The following is an 18884-nucleotide window of genomic DNA, read 5'->3' as shown; positions in this document are numbered from 1 at the left end:
CTAAATAAATGTAATTAAAATAACTCTTTAATTTTGTCGAAAACTCTTGATGAAATAAAAAAATCATCAATATGACAATTTGAAAAATAATTTTGTTTAAGATCATGATTTTGCTTTAAATTTTTTAAACGTTAAAATATAATACCGTTGATTGTTGTTTTGGTGTTAAACCTTTATGTTGGTATTTTCATTTTCATAGATTTAAATAATTTTGAATATTAGTGAAACCCAAACCATGATAATGAATTAAGGCTTCTTTAAGACTCGATTGTAATTTACTAATCTTATTTAACTTTCGATAACTAGTATCAGGGTTTGTACTAGTTTTGGTAGAATATAGAGTAGAATTTGTTTGTTTTGCTACTAATAAATATAATGGTTGCATGTCAGAAATAATTATTGATTTTTCTTTAATTAATTGCTTATTCATATTTTCAATAATTCATTGTTTTTGTAATCGTTTGGTATTGGTGGATTGAACAAAAATATTATTATTGCTATCAACTACCATTTGAATACAGCATTTGGTATTAGTTGAAAATGGATCAAGATGAGTTTTTCGTTTATCAAATTTATCTTTAAAATTACCTTTATGGATTTCTTTAATAAAAGTTTCATCAATTTGGATTTGACCATTTAATTTTTTAAATTTTAATTGAGTATTTTCTAATTGTTTTGATTGCATTAATTTTTGACGATTATATCAAGCAGTTTTTGGTGTTGTTTTAATAAAACGGGAAATTATTTTACTAGATTGTCCTAATAATGAAATTTGAATTAATAAATTTCACTGTTCATAATTTAAATGACTTCAATAAGTAAAATGATGACGAAAAGCATCAAAACTAGCACGACATTTTTTACATAAATATTTTTGTTTTCCTTCGGGATTATGACCATTTTTAACACAATGATAAGATTTACAATCAGGACATATAATGCCTTTATCTCTAAATTTTTGATCAATTTCATTTAAACGTTTTTGTTTTTTGATTACTTCTGCTTCTTTTTTTATTTTTTCAGCAAATTCTAAAAATTGATCATCTGTAAAACTGTTTTTTAATTCTATAATTATTTTTTCCATCAATTATTTACCTCTATATATTAAAAATATACCTAAAATTAGATATATTCTATAAATATCAAGAGTTTTCGACAAAATTAAAGCAATTTTATCAACTTTTATTATGATAATAATGTTATTATGAGGAAAAACCTTTATTGATGGAATTTTATCATTTAATAAACAAAGCAGTAATTTAATCAATCCAGATCAAATTAATAAAGCTTATTACTTTTTGACATTAATTGCCGTAAGTTATATTTTTGGATTTTATAATTTTGGCATGTATAATACGCTCCAAACTTTAGGAAAGACTAAAATTACAATATTTCTTGCTTTAATTCCGTTAGCGATAAATATCCTTTTAAATTATATTCTCGGAGTTGTTTTACAATTAAACATTATAGGTATTGGCATTGCCACTATTATTGACCGAATCGTGGAAACAATAGCGATAACAATTTGTTTTTGAACAAAAAAATTACGGCAATATAATCCTTTTTTAGAAAAGTTTATATTTAATAAAACAGTTTTTTTAAATATTCAAAAGCAGTTATATCCCTTATTGGTAGCTAATGGTTTATATGCTTGTTTTGTTTTTAATAATCGATTATTAGTTATTAATTATGCGGGATTAAATACGTTTCAGGCGCTTACTTTAACACTTTTATTTACTAATATCTTGATGGCTTTTTGAAATGGAATCTACATTGTTGTCGCATATTTTGTCGGGGCATCTCTAGGTGCTAATAATTTGGAATTATCCTTGCTTAACACCTATAAAATTTCTAAGTTTTATTATAGCGTTATTTTATTTTTAACAATATTATTTGGAACATTAAGTTTCTTTATTATTGATATTACTTATCCAACAATTAATGCATCAATTAGAGAATTAAGTAGTTTTATTTTATTATTTTTTACGATCGGATTTGTATTTTCTTCAGGAACAGTAATGTTTCTAAGTTTATTACGAACTGGCGGTAAAACATTACTAGCCGCGCTCATTGATATTTGCTTTGTTTTCTTTTTACAAATTGTTTTCACTTGATTATTATTTGCGATTGGAAAATTAGAAACTAAATTTGTTTTTTTAATTCTTTCTATTTTGGAAATCGTTCAATTTATTGTATGTTTAATCTTAGTTTTTAAAGTTAATTGATTCAAAAATTTAATTACTACTTAATAACAAGAAAGTAATCTTAGTAATTTATCGGTAAATCAACTGTTTAAAAATGAGTTCATAAGTTTAATGATTTCTGGTTCATTTAAGGTAAAAGCCAATTGTTTTAATGCGGAAAATGAACTAATACAACTACGAATAGAAAATAATATTTTAAAGCAATTCACACTGATAATAGGCAAAAAATAGTAATCATCAAAAATTGCAAAGAATTGAATAATTATAAAAAATAATTTAGAAAGGAATTTTATGAAACATCAAGAGGATGAAAACAAAATAAAACAATTACCATTATTTCTTGTAATGCGTTACCGAGATGATTTTATTTTGGAAAAAGCGGCATTAGAGAATATGTTTATAAAAATTTATGGTTTTACAAAGGATAAATTATTAATTGAATTGAAAGAAAATTCAATTCCTAAAATATTAGTTAAAACTGTTACTAAAACCAATAATATTGAAACTTTTGAATTTAGTCTTTTGTGTCCAGTTGGAAAAGATCCAAATAATCCTTGAGCTGATCAAAAAGATTGAATTGATCTTATTAAAGTTCATATGCATAAATCATTAGATTTTGCCAAAACAATCCGTGATTCACATGAAAAATATTATATAGATAAACTAGATATGTTTGATATGTGTGCTGCGGCACCATTTATGGATGTGTTTGGCCAAGAATTGCATAAGACAGTTCTTGAAAAAGCCGCAATATTGATGTATAACATTGTAAAAACACAACCATTCTTTGATGGTAACAAAAGAACTGGTTTATTAACGACAATGAGATTTTTGCAAAGTTGTGGCTATGATTTATTAAGAATTTCAAGTAAAAATTTAGTTTATAAAGCAGAAAATTTTATGATTTCAGTAGCAAATTCAGATGCTAAAGAAAAAGAAAAAACATTAAAGTTAATAAAGAATTTTATTTTGAGTAATATTACTATAAATATTGATTATCAAAAGATGAGTTTAGATTCATTTATGAAATATAGACAAAAATATGTTAAAAATAAATAATAATCATAATAAAAGATAATATGCTATAATATATACATAAATTAAGTAGGAGAGTGTTATTAATGTCCAAAGATTTAAAAGAAATGAAAAAATGATTAAATAATGAGAAGTCATTTAATAATGTTGAAATAGTTAACAAATACAAAAAAATACATAATGAAATAAATGCTAATATTTTTTCTTGTATAGAATCTGAAGAATTTTCAAATTTAAATGAAAAAATGTTTCAAGAATCTATAAATTTGCCGCATATTAAAGAAATTATTGAAAGATTATCACAAGACTAAAATATATGCTATTATAAAGGGCTTAAAAAGCTTAAACTTGATGATAGAGGGATTTTGTTCCAACAAAATTAACGGAACAAGATCATATAAATTTATCCAATACTTTTTTAAAAGGAAGCTCAGTTTATTTTTTATAAAATATGGTTTATGCCATATTTTTTGTTATAATATGCATAAATAGCAACATATATTAATTATTAATCAAAAACAAAGGAGAAATACAAGAGACAAAGATTAATATTTTTTGTTTTGCAAAAAAATTATTTTTGTCACATTAAAAATACATTTATGGAACACAAAAAAGAATATAGATTACATGAGCCATCAGAAGAACAAAAAGATATCTTAAAATATTTAGAAGATTTTAATGTTAAGGTACAAGCGGTCGCAGGAAGTGGTAAAACTACTACTGCTTTACATATCGCCCGTAAATTTAATGATAAGGATATTTTACTTTTAACATATAATCGTAAATTAATGGACGAAACCCTTGAAAAAACAAAATCATTGAGAATTAAAAATTTAGAAGTAAGAACTTTTCATTCATTTGGACAAACTTTCTTTAAAGTACCTTGTGCAAAAGATAAAGGAATTCGGAAAATTATTGCGGAAAAAATAAGCAATAAAGTTCCTATTAATTATGACTTAATTTTAGTAGATGAGGCCCAAGATATTACACCAATACTATATGAATTTACATGTAAAATAATATCTCAAAATTTGAAAACTCCAAAATTATGTATATTAGGTGACAAAAACCAGGCAATTTATGAATATAAAGATGCTGATTCAAGATATTTAGAGAAAGCAGAGGAATTATTTAAATTCAATGATTTAAAATGAAAAAATTGTATTCTTTCTGAAAGTTTTAGAGTAAATAAAGGTACAGTAGATTTTATCAATAATGTCTTTTATGATACGAATATTATGAAATCAAACATTAAAAAACCATATTCTGTTAACTACATTGTATGTAATACATTTGGTAGTAATGAACTTGTAAATAAAATCATTGAATGTATCAATGAATACGGAATTGAAAATGTATTCGTTCTAGCATTTTCAGTAAAATCTGAAAAAGCACCGGCCAAAAAATTAGCTAATATGTTATCCAGTCGAGGAGTCTTAGTATATGTGCCAAGCAATGATGAAACACCATTAAATGCGAAGGAATATGACAACAAACTAATTTTTTCAACATTTCATCAGTCAAAAGGGTTAGAAAGAAAAATTGTTTTTGTAGTAGGATTTGATCTGTCTTTTTTTAAATTGGCATCGTGTAAGTGAAGTGCAACAAATCAACTCAGAAAGGAGTTGATTTGTTGCACTTCACTTACACGATGCCAATTAATAAAATGTTAAAATAATAAGAATTAAATTAATTAGGAGGAAAATATGAAAAATGAAATCTTATCTAAAAAATTGAGTTATCAAATGGCGTTTTAATACCACAGTTTGGGCTTGGAACATATTTATTAGAAGATAAGGAGTGCTATGATTCAGTCAAGTACGCTCTACAAATAGGTTATCGTCATTTTGACACTGCAGAAATTTATGGTAATGAAATTGAAGTTGGCAATGCTATTCATGATTTTTTACTTGAAAACCCTAAAATCAAACGCAAAGATATTTTTATTACTTCTAAAATTTGAAATGAAAACAATAAATATGAATTAGCTAAAAAAGCATTTTCTGAAATATTAGAACGATTGCAAACGGATTACTTAGATCTCTGTTTAGTTCATTGGCCAACAAATGATAGCTTTGAAACTTGAAAATTATTAGAAGAGATGTATGAAGCAAAAAAAGTTCTCGCTATTGGCGTTTCAAATTTTAATATTGAACATTTACAGTACTTTGTAAAAAATGCAAAAGTTAAGCCAATGATGAATCAAGTTGAAATTCATCCTGGTTTTGGTCAAAAAGATTTAGTTGATTATTGTCATGAGCATAAAATTGCAGTTATTTCTTGAAAAACTTTAATTGGAGGAAACTGTGAAAATATACCATTATTACAAAAATTAGCTAAAAAACATAATACTTCTACTTCATTAATTTCTTTAAGATGGGCATGACAAAAAAATTTAGTAGTTATCCCCAAATCAAAAAATAAAGACAGAATCATGGGTAACAGTGAAATTAACAAATTTGTATTATCAGAATCAGAAATTAATGAAATTGATAATCTACCTCAATCTCGGTATGGTTGAGTGCCTGATGCAAGTGTTAAGTGAGAGTAAAATAACTCGCAAATGAGTACTATAAATTAAATTGACATAAAAATGAGTATTTTTAAATTTATTTTTGGTGCTCTTATTAGATACTTATTTTTATTAATTAAGAACTACTTCTTTTTAAAAAAGATTTAGAATATGCATTTCTGTGAAAAGAATATAAGGTAATAATCAAGTAAAATCAAATTGTATGACAATGATGACAAAAGTAGAAGTTTTAATTTCAAATTATGGCTCTAATATTTCTAAAATTGATGAACAAAAAATTAAAAACTTTAATAAATTAATTAATTTTGATACTCCGTTATTAGTTGCTAATGTAAGCAAATTAGGAGATACAGAATTATTTTTTTTTGTTGGTTTTTACTTAAGACAACTTTATAAAAATCAAAAAAATAGCAATAATAAACTTTATAATTTAATTTTTGATGAGGCACATATATAGGAATAAAAAGAAAAAGAGAATATTAAATCACTTATTATGTTTGAGCATATAGCAAAAGTAGGCAGAAAATCTCATATTTTTAACGAAGGGTTATTTTGTTTAGGAACAATAGTTTAATCCTTGTAAGAATAAACCAGTATTCAATTTATTCAGTAAGTAAATTTTGGTTTCTTGTTTTTTTAAAACAAAAAAGATATAATATTATATAGATATTAATTAATAAGGAAATAAAGATGGAAAATATATTAAAAAATAAAAAAACAAACAAAATGGACAATGAAAAAACATCGTGAAATGTTAAAAGTAATATTAAGTTATTAATTAAGAATTGAAAATTTTGATTTAAATTAATTATTGGTCTTTTACCAATTATTTCAGTTATTATTTTTACTAGTGTTACCTTATCATCAACGTTATGATTTAAACACCATGGTATTTTCCCTAATAATTGATCACCAAAATATCATACAACATTGAAAGAATTGCAAAGCTGATCAAACTTTAGAATTACTTTTGTCGTTATTTTCCGGAATTTAGCCTTATATACTACATATTCAAGTTTTATTTTTGCAGCTTTTTTTATTAATTCTGCTTTTAATACTTTAAAAGAAGGGCAAGGGCGTTATGATAATAGCAATGTTGGCTTATTAACAATGATTGTAATTTCTTTTACCTTAATATTTTATAATGCTTCATTGCCAATTACTGGTGATTTTAAATTATGATTACCAGTCCAATGAATGAGCATGTTTTTACAACATTCAGTAGTACCAATATTGGGAGTTATTTATTACTTTACTTGTTATCAACATCATCAGTTAACTTATAATAAAAAAACAATGTTAAGTTTATGAGAATATAGCATCGCTGCTATCTTAGGATATTTCTTATTTTTTACTATTCTTGGTTATATTTTAAAAGCAACCCATAGTTGAAAATTAATGCCAGATATGTCCTTTTCCGGTTACTTTCCTTATGATTTTATGGAATTTACAGATCCAAAAGCAAGTTACAGCCATGGAAAGATACCAATGGCAGCACAAACATTTATTGCATATAGTATTTTTACAATAATTACTACTGGACTTTATTTTGCTTTTTATTTTGCTCAGAATAAAATTAGTCAAAAGCAAATGAATTCTCAATTAATTAAAAAACAATGTATTAAAAAATAAAAGATTGAACTTAATAAATAAAGTCCAATCTTTTTTTACTTCTGATACTAATTATTAATCTAATTATATTTTTAAAATTAATGATATCATAAAAATGCAATTAAATTAACTTTATTTTTAAAATATTCCTTTAATTTTGTCGAAAACTCTTGATGAAATAAAAAAATCATCAATATGACAATTTGAAAAATAATTTTGTTTAAGATCATGATTTTGCTTTAAATTTTTTAAACATTAAAATATAATACCGTTGATTGTTGTTTTTGGTGTTAAACCTTTATGTTGGTATTTTCATTTTCATAGATTTAAATAATTTTGAATATTAGTGAAACCCAAACCATGATAATGAATTAAGGCTTCTTTAAGACTGGATTGTAATTTACTAATCTTATTTAACTTTCGATAACTAGTATCAGGGTTTGTACTAGTTTTGGTAGAATATAGAGTAGAATTTGTTTGTTTTGCTACTAATAAATATAATGGTTGCATGTCAGAAATAATTATTGATTTTTCTTTAATTAATTGCTTATTCATATTTTCAATAATTCATTGTTTTTGTAATCGTTTGGTATTGGTGGATTGAACAAAAATATTATTATTGCTATCAACTACCATTTGAATACAGCATTTGGTATTAGTTGAAAATGGATCAAGATGAGTTTTTCGTTTATCAAATTTATCTTTAAAATTACCTTTATGGATTTCTTTAATAAAAGTTTCATCAATTTGGATTTGACCATTTAATTTTTTAAATTTTAATTGAGTATTTTCTAATTGTTTTGATTGCATTAATTTTTGACGATTATATCAAGCAGTTTTTGGTGTTGTTTTAATAAAACGGGAAATTATTTTACTAGATTGTCCTAATAATGAAATTTGAATTAATAAATTTCACTGTTCATAATTTAAATGACTTCAATAAGTAAAATGATGACGAAAAGCATCAAAACTAGCACGACATTTTTTACATAAATATTTTTGTTTTCCTTCGGGATTATGACCATTTTTAACACAATGATAAGATTTACAATCAGGACATATAATGCCTTTATCTCTAAATTTTTGATCAATTTCATTTAAACGTTTTTGTTTTTTGATTACTTCTGCTTCTTTTTTTATTTTTTCAGCAAATTCTAAAAATTGATCATCTGTAAAACTGTTTTTTAATTCTATAATTATTTTTTCCATCAATTATTTACCTCTATATATTAAAAATATACTTAAAATTAGATATATTCTATAAATATCAAGAGTTTTCGACAAAATTAAAGAAATATTCTAAATATTGCTATTTTATGTTAAAATGAAAATAGGAAAAACTAAGAAAATAAATATTTTTTACTACAATCATATATAAAAAAGAAGGAGAAAAAAGATGAAAAAAATCTTGCAATTTTTAAGTTGCATTACCATTTTAGGTGGTTCTGCAAGTTCAGTTATTGCTTGTAATAACAAAGGAAAAAATACAATAACTGATTCAAAAGAAATTCAAAATTACCAGAACAAAAAATATTGATCACGATTAAATAATAGTGATTTAATTATTAATAATGATTTTTCAAAATTAAACTTAAAACAAGCGCAAAGATTAGTCCACCAAAAGGCAAATTCTTATAGCATGTCAGATCAGACAGAAGTGCTTAAATCAACTTTGGCTGGAAAAATCTTAGATACTAAAAAACGAAATCTAACATATAAGCCTTATGTTGATATTGGAATTGTTGAAGATAATGTTGAATATTTATTAAAAGACAAAGGAGTTAATGGGGCCTATCGAAAAGAAGCATTAGAATCAATTCAAAAACGTGGCGGAACAGAAATTACTTATAACAATTTAGCAAAATTTAAAAAGGATGGAATTGCATCCAAATTTGTTCTAGGTTTTATGCAAAACGATAGTAGTTCGCCAGAATTGGCACCAGCTTGAAATGCAACCCCTGTGTATGATACTAATCAATCAGGAAAATGGTATCAAGATCGCTTAGATAAATGACAAAATGAGGGTCTTAATCTTGAAGAAGATATTACAATTTCATTTGGACCATTTGCTAATTCATTTTGACATACTGCTTATTTGAATAATTATACTGAGTTGGATTTAGCTAAAGCATTTAGTGAACTTTCAAACAAGTATCAGACAAAATCATTTGATTTTTATTTTTCAGCACCATATAACCGCATTAATAGTGAATATGCTGAATCAACAAAGCTTTTAGCGGGAGCATTAAAAATCTTGCTTGAACAAGATCAAAAATATCAGATTCGTTTATCAATTATCACGGGTAATGATGGATTAGTGGTACCAAAACCAGAAAATACCCCATATAATGGTTCAAAAAAACAAGTTGGAAGTGATGTTTATCCTCTTTATGAATTTACTCGTTTTTTAGGACTTAACTTTACTTTAAACTTAGTTTCTGCCTATTTACAAGCAAATGATCACACAATTAATGATCGTTGAGAAGTTCCTGCTTTAAAAAAAGCAATTGAAACAACGCATGACACTTGAAAAGGGATGTTAAATGTTTTCTCACATGAGAATCCAGCAACACAAGACGATAGTTTAATTTATAATCGGATGGGAGTAACACCGTGAATTGGAACTCCCGCTGAATTACCACAATATAAATTTGACGCTACTGATGCTCTTGAAATTCGTAAATTTGCCGAAACAAAAGGATTAGCAGACATGTCAATGTTTTATCTTTCGCGTGATTTTCCATCAGTGTTTCAATCAAATGAATCTGGTACTGGTGATTTAACCCCATTAGACCAAAATATTCGATCAGGAACAGGATATGATGCTTTTACTTATTCTGAAATTTTAAGTGGGCAAAAAACAGTAGCACCACCTGAAACAACTGATAAAAACAATATTTTACAGTTAAAAGGCACATTAGATTATCATAAAACTATTTTAAATAATTCGGATTTAGATCAATATACTAATCCCACAGGGGATTGAGATGGTGGTCACCAAATTCAATTAGATCCTAAAGATGTATGAAAACAACAAAAAAATCGTTATTTATCATGAGATGATGCTAATCCAAATCGTTTAAATGGTGGAATTGCAAATCATATTACGGAAAAAACAACTTCATCAAGTTCAACTTATTTTACCCCGTATATTGATAACGGATTATGAGAAGGAAACGATGTTAACGGGATGATTAATGGAAAATCAACGCCGGATTATACAGCCCAAAATGTTCCTAATTTTGAAAATAAAATTAATAATTTTGACTCGTTAACTTTATCATTTGTTCAACAAGCTAAGAATCATAATAATTATTTAGATTTTTCAATCGCTGGAATTGAAACTGGCAATGATGGTTATGAATATTGAGAACAAAACCAACTAAAACAAAAAGTATTAGATCCGCTTGTTAAACACAATACATTTAATAAATTACGTGTTTCATATGGAGGGTTATCAACAGGGCATCGTCCCGCTGAAAATGCTTGGAATGCTGCATACAATCAGTTTTACAAGGATAATAATGCTAATTTGCAAACTGCTATCACTATGCTATCATCAGAATTTACTAAATTTAATAAAAATTTAGCAATGGTAGCCGGATACAGCGAAAATTCAGCAATACAAAATATGCCAATGTCATTAGACTTTGATATTGAAGGGGCAGCCCAATATTCCACAAAAGAAAATCGTTTTTTAGCAAAAACATTAGCCTTTATGAAAAAAGCTAATCCTAGATGAACTTTCTCCTTAACTTTACCAGTTATGCCAGATGGTCTAACTGAAATTTGTAAAAAATTAGTAAAAATATTTATTGAAGAATATCAAAAACAAGGATTAACAATTGATGATCTGCCAATTACTAATATTATGGCAATGGATTATGGTGATGGTATTTATAGCCAAGCACGTAGTCAAAATAAAACAAACTTTGACTTAGCTAAAGCTGCAACAATAAGTACTCGCCAAAACTTAAAAGAAATCATTAGTAAAGTATACAATGTTAATGTTAAAAATAAGATATTAAACCGTTTCTTAGGAGTAACACCAATGATTGGTGTTAATGATACTGTCGAAGGAGTCTTTACCTTAGAAGATGCCAAAGACTTATATAATTGAGCACATCAGCAAAATCTAGCATTTATTAGTATGTGATCAGTTAACGATGATAAAGGTTTTAATGGCCAAAACCCTAGTGCAAAAACAATTGTGTCACATGGTTTAAATTATCTTCGTGAATGAGACTTTATGCGTGCTTTTAGTGGTGATTGACAAGAATGAGTTAAAAAACCAGCTCGCAATCCATTTAGCAATAAAATAAAACAAATGTTATTAAAATAACATTTGTTTTTTCTTTAAAATTAGTATAATTTATTTAAATAAAAGGGGGAAAAAGAAATGATTAATATTGGACCAGTTTTATTATGACAAATAATTATTTTTGTTTTATTAATCCTCGGAATCATACTTGGTTTATTGGTTAAAACCATGGGGGGGATTATATTTTATGGGAGCAAATGTTGTCCTCTTATTCATTCTCTTTTTTATTGCCCCCTTAATTATTCCTAGCTTAGCAAATGCTTTAAATAATACAATTAAACCATTTTTAAAAAATATTCCGGAACTAACAAGTACCTCAATTGTCCTGACAAATTGATTGGCCATCATTGTTTTATATGGTGTGTGAATTATTGGTACTAATATTATTTTATTTTCGGTTTATGTGCCAGTTTTACGCAAACAATTTAAAAAAGTTAAGATTAATCGACCAATTAATTATATCTTTGGTGCTGTCTTTGGTTTTACAACAATGATGATTTTTTGTTATTTTTTAACAAATTTACTTTCGACAAATATCTTTTATAACAAAAATAATTTTACCCAAGATTTACCGACAATTATCCAAGCAAAAGATAATCAAGATAATAAATATCGTAATCAATTTCGTAATAGCGCCGCTGATAAAATGCTTAATTGAATGCCCGCCTGACAAGTCCATACAGCAGGGGATGCCATTAATTACTGATTTTGAATGGCAGTTACCTTAAAAAATGATTCTGATCTAACAAATATTATTAATTCAATTTCGGACTCAGATAATTTTATTCAGAACATTGATGCCGCTTTAAAAGGTCTCTCTGATGGCGAAAAAAATAATGTTATTAATGGCATTATTGGCCCTGTTGTCGACAAAATTAATGAAAATATCAATAATTTACCGCCCGCAAATATTAACTGAAGCGATATCAATCAAACTGTTGAAACTTGGAAAAAGAACAATCCCAGCCAACAATTTAATGGCGCGGCAATTGATGAAATGATGAATTCCGAACCAAATGATGAAAGTAACCCATATTATTATTTTGTAAAGTTACATGAAATTAGTAATGAACCTAGTGCCAATAATCAATTTTCCGCAATTTTACAGAATGGAAATAAGTTTTATACTACCATCAAAAATATTTACTTATTAGGGAAAATTACGCCAAATGCTGATACAATTAAAACCTTTAATACAATTATTAGTAAATATGTCATTGGAATGACAATTGTTAATCCTGGAGCCAATGATCCGTTATTTCCAAATTATCAACAATTATCATCTTGATTCAGTTAAAAAGATAATCATTCCCAACCTTATTTTACAATTATGATAGAATAAAACTAGAAAGGAAAGATAACAATGTCAAATAAAGTACTAGTAATTTATGGAACTGTTAGCCCAAATGATAAATCATATTCAAAAGCTTTAGCAGCACGTTTTATTAAACATTATCAAATATTAAATCCGGATGATGAAATTATTCATTTAGACTTAAATGATACGCCAATGGCAGTAAAAACATTAACTCGTGATAACTTTGATAATTATTTTAATGCTGAAGATAGTGATGTTTATATTAACCAATTAAAAGAAGTTCAAAAAGTTGTTGTTGTTTGTCCGATGAACAATTTTAATGTTTCGGGATTAATGAAAAATTATTTAGATCATGTTTTAGTGGCTAATAAAACATTCTCATATAAATATTCCAAAAAAGGGGATGCGATTGGATTATTACCACATTTAAAAATTCAAATTTTAACAACCCAAGGAGCTCCTTTTGGATGATATCTATGGGGAAATCATACCGAATATTTAAAAGGAACATGAGAATTTGTTGGTGCAACAGTAAATAAACCAATTTTAGTCGCAGGAACAAAAGTACCACCAACAAGTTCATTAGCACCAGATGAGTTAATTGATCAATATGATGAAGAAATTCAAAAAGTTGTTAAAACATTCTAACTAACATTCGGCAACATTATAAAAACTTTACTTAAAATTATATTACCAAAAGAGGGATAAATTAATTAATTAATCCCTTTTATTTTTTTGGTAAAATAAAAACCACTAGTTTCAAAACTAGCAGTTATGTAAAAAATATTTATGAAATAATTGTTACTTTAATAAAAACTGATTATTGTGCTCACACAGCTGTAATAATATCTGGAGCTATCCCAATCATATTAATTCCAACTCCTTTACCCTTATCATATGATGGAATGTTTCAAACATATCATTGGGCAATTAAAAGAGCAACAATAACATCCGCCACAGGACCAATTTCAGGAATCATAGCTAATAGGGCTGCTGCAACAGCACCAACTGATCCTAAATCATTTTGAATTGTTGTTGTCAAACTATGATTTAAATATAAGTGGGAATATACAAAATAGTAATGCCACTCATTAACACCATCATTTGAATTCTTAACCTTTGTTAAGACCGGATTTAATTTTTTAGTTTGATAAAATGTTTGATATTGTAATCCTTGTTTTTCTTCTTGATTAATATTCTTTTCAATTTTGCTATATTTATCATGAATTTTTGATGAGTTTGATAATATTAGGGCCGGAGTAGTTGCTAACGCAATTGCTCCAATCCCAACTAAAATATTTTTATATCTTAACATTATATATCATCTCCTAGTAAAAATATTTATATAAAACTCTTTAATTTTGTCGAAAACTCTTGATATTTATAGAATATATCTAATTTTAGGTATATTTTTAATATATAGAGGTAAATAATTGATGGAAAAAATAATTACAGAATTAAAAAACAGTTTTACAGATGATCAATTTTTAGAATTTGCTGAAAAAATAAAAAAAGAAGCAGAAGTAATCAAAAAACAAAAACGTTTAAATGAAATTGATCAAAAATTTAGAGATAAAGGCATTATATGTCCTGATTGTAAATCTTATCATTGTGTTAAAAATGGTCATAATCCCGAAGGAAAACAAAAATATTTATGTAAAAAATGTCGTGCTAGTTTTGATGCTTTTCGTCATCATTTTACTTATTGAAGTCATTTAAATTATGAACAGTGAAATTTATTAATTCAAATTTCATTATTAGGACAATCTAGTAAAATAATTTCCCGTTTTATTAAAACAACACCAAAAACTGCTTGATATAATCGTCAAAAATTAATGCAATCAAAACAATTAGAAAATACTCAATTAAAATTTAAAAAATTAAATGGTCAAATCCAAATTGATGAAACTTTTATTAAAGAAATCCATAAAGGTAATTTTAAAGATAAATTTGATAAACGAAAAACTCATCTTGATCCATTTTCAACTAATACCAAATGCTGTATTCAAATGGTAGTTGATAGCAATAATAATATTTTTGTTCAATCCACCAATACCAAACGATTACAAAAACAATGAATTATTGAAAATATGAATAAGCAATTAATTAAAGAAAAATCAATAATTATTTCTGACATGCAACCATTATATTTATTAGTAGCAAAACAAACAAATTCTACTCTATATTCTACCAAAACTAGTACAAACCCTGATACTAGTTATCGAAAGTTAAATAAGATTAGTAAATTACAATCGAGTCTTAAAGAAGCCTTAATTCATTATCATGGTTTGGGTTTCACTAATATTCAAAATTATTTAAATCTATGAAAATGAAAATACCAACATAAAGGTTTAACACCAAAACAACAATCAACGGTATTATATTTTAACGTTTAAAAAATTTAAAGCAAAATCATGATCTTAAACAAAATTATTTTTCAAATTGTCATATTGATGATTTTTTTATTTCATCAAGAGTTTTCGACAAAATTAAAGTATAAAACTTCATAAATATTATTTACACCTTTATTATATGCATCGATATTGTGATGGCAATATTTTACCGAACAATTATGTAAATATCAATTTTTTTTGCTGGAATTTTGGTAAACTAACGTAAATAATTTGTCAAAACAAAAAAAGAAGGACATTAAGAGCTTCTTTCCTCCTATTCAAAAATTTGATATAATTACTATAGTTGAAAAGGTGATACCATGCAAAATAACAAATTTAATTATTATCATTGGGCCAATAATAAATGAGCAAAAAAATGACGAATGTCAAATGATGTTAAAGAGCTATTATTAATTCTAAAGGGTAAAATACATTATGTTCCCTTATGAAAACCAGTAGAAATTACAGTTGACCTTGATAATCAGCAATTGATTCTTCCAAAAAACTTAGCATTTTTAGCAGAAAAATATCCACTGCCCCAAACATCATATTATCTTTTTAAATATCATAATATTAATAATCTAATGTTAGAGTGTAATTATATCATTAGTAATTATTCAAGGATTATTGAAGCCAAAATTGATCAAAATTTTATTTCGTTGGAATGATCATTATCATATGGTACCTATTTTTTTAAAAAAATAACTAATTATATTATTGAACAAGACACTATTTTAGAAACTTATCGGGCCACTAAAACTCGGAAACAACGCTTATGATTTCGTTATAAAAATCACCAAGCTTTTAATAAAACAAAAAGAAAGGAAGAATAAATCTTAATGAAAATTCGATTAGACCAATTATTAGTTAATGATAACTTAGCTCCTTCGCGTGAAAAAGCAAAAGCAATGATTTTAGCGAATAATGTCTTAGTTAATGATGTTCCAGCCTTAAAAGCAGGGGAATTAGTCTCTCCGGATAGTATTATTACTTTACGGGGTCAACCATTACCATACGTTTCACGAGCGGGCGAAAAATTAGCAAAGGGATTGGTAACCTTTAATTTAAAAGTGGATAACTTAATTTGTCTTGATATTGGTTCCTCAACTGGTGGTTTTACTGATTGTTTATTACAAAATAAGGCCCAAAAAGTTTATGCCCTTGATGTTGGTACTAATCAATTAGTATGAAAATTACGGAATAATCCGCAAGTTGTTTCCTTAGAAAAAACTAACTTTCGTTATGCCACCAAAGAATTATTTGAACCGGATCAAATTGAATTTGCTTGCTGTGATGTATCGTTTATTTCATTAGATAAAATTATCCCACCACTAAAGGATATCTTATTATTAGATCATTATGCTTTTTGTTTAATTAAACCGCAATTTGAAAGTACAAAAGAACTAGTTAATAAGGGTAAAATTACTAATAAGGAAACACATCAAATAGTTATTAAAAAAATCATTAATTTAGCCCTGATAAATGGTTTTAGTGTTATAAAGATAGATTATTCCCCCATATTAGGTAATAAAAAGAAAAATATTGAATTCATTTGTTTACTTCAACGCACAACAACACCAACTAATCACTTTTCGGATGTAAAAGTTATGGAAATTGTTGAAAATGCTTGAAATTCTTTGTTATCTTAAAGAATTTTTAAGATATAATAGTATCAATATAAGAAGGGAGAAACAGAATTTATGGCTAAAGGAACAATGAGCGGCGATGTTGCTGCTTTAATTGCAAAAGATCATATTAAAGTTGGCGATAACCTAACATTTAAAGCAGATACAATGCAATGAGAAGATTTTGAATTAACAAATGTTAGCAAAGAATATAAAATTATTTCGGCCGTACCTAGTATTGACACTAGTGTTTGTTTATTACAAACAAAACAATTTAATGAAACAATTCTTGCCAAATATCCCGCATTACAATTAATAACAATCTCACGAGATCTACCATTTGCATTGCAACGAGCTTGTGAATCATTTATTAATTCCGAACATATCTTATTATCCGATACAAACTATCGTCAATTTGGAAACAATACAAAATTATTCTTTGAATTTAATAATTTACTAGCCCGTAGTGTTATGATTCTTGATCAAACTAATCAAGTTATTTATCTGCAAATAGTATCACCTGTTAGTTCAGAACCAAATTATCACGATGTTTATCAGTTTTTAAATACCTTGATAAAATAATAAAACTTTTACATTAAAATAAACCCTTGCAAGTAAAGACAGCTACAACTCTAGCTAATATTACTTAACGGGTTTTTTTATTTGATATAAAAATTTTCTTGTAAAAATGATAGCACGGAATATAAAAAGTGAGAAGGGGATTAAAATGACAGTTATCATTTGTTAAATAAAGTATTTTAAACTAAATCAAAATTTAACAGAAATTACCAAATTATTTCATTGGAATTCCAATAATCCTTACTATTGAAAAAAATAGCATTGTTATTTTTTTTTTTTTTTTTTGAAAAAATATATACTATCTTTTGTACTAAACCTATTCCCAATTTTTATCAACGATCGTATATGGAAATTTTATCCATTGAAAGATATTTTTTTGATAAGAGACGTGTTTATTACAAGTATTTTATGAAAGGAGAACACAAAATTATGGCTTTTGAAAATAACAATCCAACTGAACCCAGAAAAAGATTAGCAATGCCAGATAGTGTCTTTATTGGATGTGAACAACACGCTAATGAATGTCCCAAATGTGCTGCAATACAAGAATCACAAAAATCAATTTTAATATGCCAAATGTGTGAACAACCCGTGTTTTTCTGTCGCTCAAAACCTTGTGAGTATAAATTGCATTGTACAAATTCAGAATGCATTAAATCAAAGCATAACTTTGTTTTTATTGGTAAAAACAATACTAAAACAAAAAGATATCACGATTAATAATTTTAAATCAATAATTGTATACTTAATGATCATAACCCCTCTTTATCCTAAAGAAGGGTTATTTAATGAATAATAGAAATTTACTAAAATTTATCATTTTTTTAGAAAAAAAATAAATTTTTTTATACAAATGTAAGATTTTGTTAGATAATAAAAATAGATAGTTAAAATAGAAAGTATACCGAAATGGAACAAAAAGTATTATTTTTACATTTAATTTTATTCAGCAATACTAACAATTTAGATGAACTGAGCAAACATACCCAAACATTAATTTGAGGGGGAGTTATTGGCGTTAGTATCCTTTTTATTGTTGTTTTTTTGTTAATTCATTTTTTATACTGACGAAATAAGAACAATTATCATCAAGCCCAACGCTTAAAAGTCAGTCGGGACCGTGGTGTTTTATATGAAATTAAGCAAAATATTTTCTTAATTCTAACTTCATTATTTGCAATTTCCTTAACTGTTGGCATTATTACTATTATTAAATTAAATGTATAATTTTAACTATTTAACAATATTAACAATTATTTTTAATA

Annotated in this window: 19 protein-coding genes; 16 read left to right on the top strand and 3 right to left on the bottom strand. The window is 26.1% G+C overall.

Features of this window, described 5'->3' with window-relative positions; translation table 4 throughout:
- Positions 1-124: 124 nt before the first annotated feature.
- Positions 125-1084 carry a transposase gene (locus tag ACQH24_RS04045; protein ID WP_425379365.1) on the bottom strand — a complete coding sequence of 320 codons (960 nt, stop codon included), beginning with the start codon at positions 1082-1084 and terminating at the stop codon, positions 125-127.
- 112 nt (positions 1085-1196) lie between these two features.
- On the opposite strand from ACQH24_RS04045, the gene ACQH24_RS04040 reads away from it, so the two are divergent.
- The 7 genes from ACQH24_RS04040 to ACQH24_RS04010 all read left to right on the top strand — a co-directional run bounded on the left by ACQH24_RS04040 (position 1197) and on the right by ACQH24_RS04010 (position 7404).
- Positions 1197-2249: a hypothetical protein gene (locus ACQH24_RS04040; RefSeq protein WP_425379364.1), complete on the top strand. Its 1053-nt coding sequence runs from the start codon at positions 1197-1199 to the stop codon at positions 2247-2249.
- A gap of 246 nt (positions 2250-2495) precedes the next feature.
- The gene (locus ACQH24_RS04035; RefSeq protein WP_425379363.1) at positions 2496-3263 is read left to right on the top strand and encodes a type II toxin-antitoxin system death-on-curing family toxin; all 768 of its coding nucleotides are present in this window, start codon (positions 2496-2498) and stop codon (positions 3261-3263) included.
- Between the two features lie 62 nt (positions 3264-3325).
- Positions 3326-3550: a hypothetical protein gene (locus ACQH24_RS04030; RefSeq protein ID WP_425379362.1), complete on the top strand. Its 225-nt coding sequence runs from the start codon at positions 3326-3328 to the stop codon at positions 3548-3550.
- 288 nt (positions 3551-3838) lie between these two features.
- On the top strand, positions 3839-4912 hold the full coding sequence (locus ACQH24_RS04025; protein ID WP_425379361.1) for a UvrD-helicase domain-containing protein: 1074 nt from the start codon (positions 3839-3841) through the stop codon (positions 4910-4912).
- A gap of 59 nt (positions 4913-4971) precedes the next feature.
- On the top strand, positions 4972-5790 hold the full coding sequence (locus ACQH24_RS04020; protein WP_425380690.1) for an aldo/keto reductase: 819 nt from the start codon (positions 4972-4974) through the stop codon (positions 5788-5790).
- 190 nt (positions 5791-5980) lie between these two features.
- Positions 5981-6229 (top strand): hypothetical protein, encoded by a 249-nt coding sequence (locus tag ACQH24_RS04015; RefSeq protein ID WP_425379360.1) that lies wholly within the window; start codon positions 5981-5983, stop codon positions 6227-6229.
- A 233-nt stretch (positions 6230-6462) separates the two neighbouring features.
- The gene (locus tag ACQH24_RS04010) at positions 6463-7404 is read left to right on the top strand and encodes a hypothetical protein (protein WP_425379359.1); all 942 of its coding nucleotides are present in this window, start codon (positions 6463-6465) and stop codon (positions 7402-7404) included.
- Positions 7405-7638: 234 nt separating this feature from the next.
- On the opposite strand, the gene ACQH24_RS04005 is transcribed toward ACQH24_RS04010, so the two are convergent.
- Positions 7639-8592, bottom strand: coding sequence for a transposase (locus ACQH24_RS04005; RefSeq protein WP_425379358.1), 954 nt, complete (start codon positions 8590-8592; stop codon positions 7639-7641).
- A 187-nt stretch (positions 8593-8779) separates the two neighbouring features.
- Here ACQH24_RS04005 and ACQH24_RS04000 point away from each other — a divergent pair, with 187 nt between their 5' ends.
- From ACQH24_RS04000 to ACQH24_RS03990, 3 genes are all read left to right on the top strand, one after another.
- Entirely contained in the window at positions 8780-11725 is a 2946-nt protein-coding gene (locus tag ACQH24_RS04000) for a hypothetical protein (RefSeq protein ID WP_425379357.1), read from the top strand.
- Positions 11726-11891: 166 nt separating this feature from the next.
- On the top strand, positions 11892-13001 hold the full coding sequence (locus ACQH24_RS03995; protein WP_425380668.1) for a hypothetical protein: 1110 nt from the start codon (positions 11892-11894) through the stop codon (positions 12999-13001).
- 66 nt (positions 13002-13067) lie between these two features.
- Positions 13068-13670, top strand: coding sequence for an FMN-dependent NADH-azoreductase (locus ACQH24_RS03990; RefSeq protein ID WP_425380667.1), 603 nt, complete (start codon positions 13068-13070; stop codon positions 13668-13670).
- Between the two features lie 172 nt (positions 13671-13842).
- Here ACQH24_RS03990 and ACQH24_RS03985 read toward each other — a convergent pair whose 3' ends face one another.
- Positions 13843-14337 carry a hypothetical protein gene (locus tag ACQH24_RS03985; protein ID WP_425380666.1) on the bottom strand — a complete coding sequence of 165 codons (495 nt, stop codon included), beginning with the start codon at positions 14335-14337 and terminating at the stop codon, positions 13843-13845.
- A gap of 121 nt (positions 14338-14458) precedes the next feature.
- Between ACQH24_RS03985 and ACQH24_RS03980 the strand changes: the two genes are divergently transcribed.
- From ACQH24_RS03980 to ACQH24_RS03955, 6 genes are all read left to right on the top strand, one after another.
- On the top strand, positions 14459-15418 hold the full coding sequence (locus tag ACQH24_RS03980) for a transposase (protein WP_425379371.1): 960 nt from the start codon (positions 14459-14461) through the stop codon (positions 15416-15418).
- A gap of 317 nt (positions 15419-15735) precedes the next feature.
- Positions 15736-16248, top strand: coding sequence for a hypothetical protein (locus ACQH24_RS03975; RefSeq protein ID WP_425380665.1), 513 nt, complete (start codon positions 15736-15738; stop codon positions 16246-16248).
- 6 nt (positions 16249-16254) lie between these two features.
- Positions 16255-17064: a TlyA family RNA methyltransferase gene (locus ACQH24_RS03970; protein WP_425380664.1), complete on the top strand. Its 810-nt coding sequence runs from the start codon at positions 16255-16257 to the stop codon at positions 17062-17064.
- A 51-nt stretch (positions 17065-17115) separates the two neighbouring features.
- On the top strand, positions 17116-17622 hold the full coding sequence (locus tag ACQH24_RS03965; protein ID WP_425380663.1) for a redoxin family protein: 507 nt from the start codon (positions 17116-17118) through the stop codon (positions 17620-17622).
- A gap of 342 nt (positions 17623-17964) precedes the next feature.
- Complete coding sequence (locus tag ACQH24_RS03960; protein WP_425380662.1) at positions 17965-18339, top strand: hypothetical protein; 375 nt, start codon at positions 17965-17967, stop codon at positions 18337-18339.
- 189 nt (positions 18340-18528) lie between these two features.
- The gene (locus ACQH24_RS03955) at positions 18529-18846 is read left to right on the top strand and encodes a hypothetical protein (RefSeq protein ID WP_425380661.1); all 318 of its coding nucleotides are present in this window, start codon (positions 18529-18531) and stop codon (positions 18844-18846) included.
- The last annotated feature ends 38 nt before the right edge of the window (positions 18847-18884 follow it).

The sequence above is a fragment of the Spiroplasma endosymbiont of Stenodema calcarata genome (assembly GCF_964031205.1).
In the GTDB taxonomy this organism is placed as follows: domain Bacteria; phylum Bacillota_I; class Bacilli_A; order Mycoplasmatales; family Mycoplasmataceae; genus Spiroplasma.
Note: the sequence above shows the minus strand (reverse complement) of the source record. Positions and strands in the feature narration are given on the sequence as shown.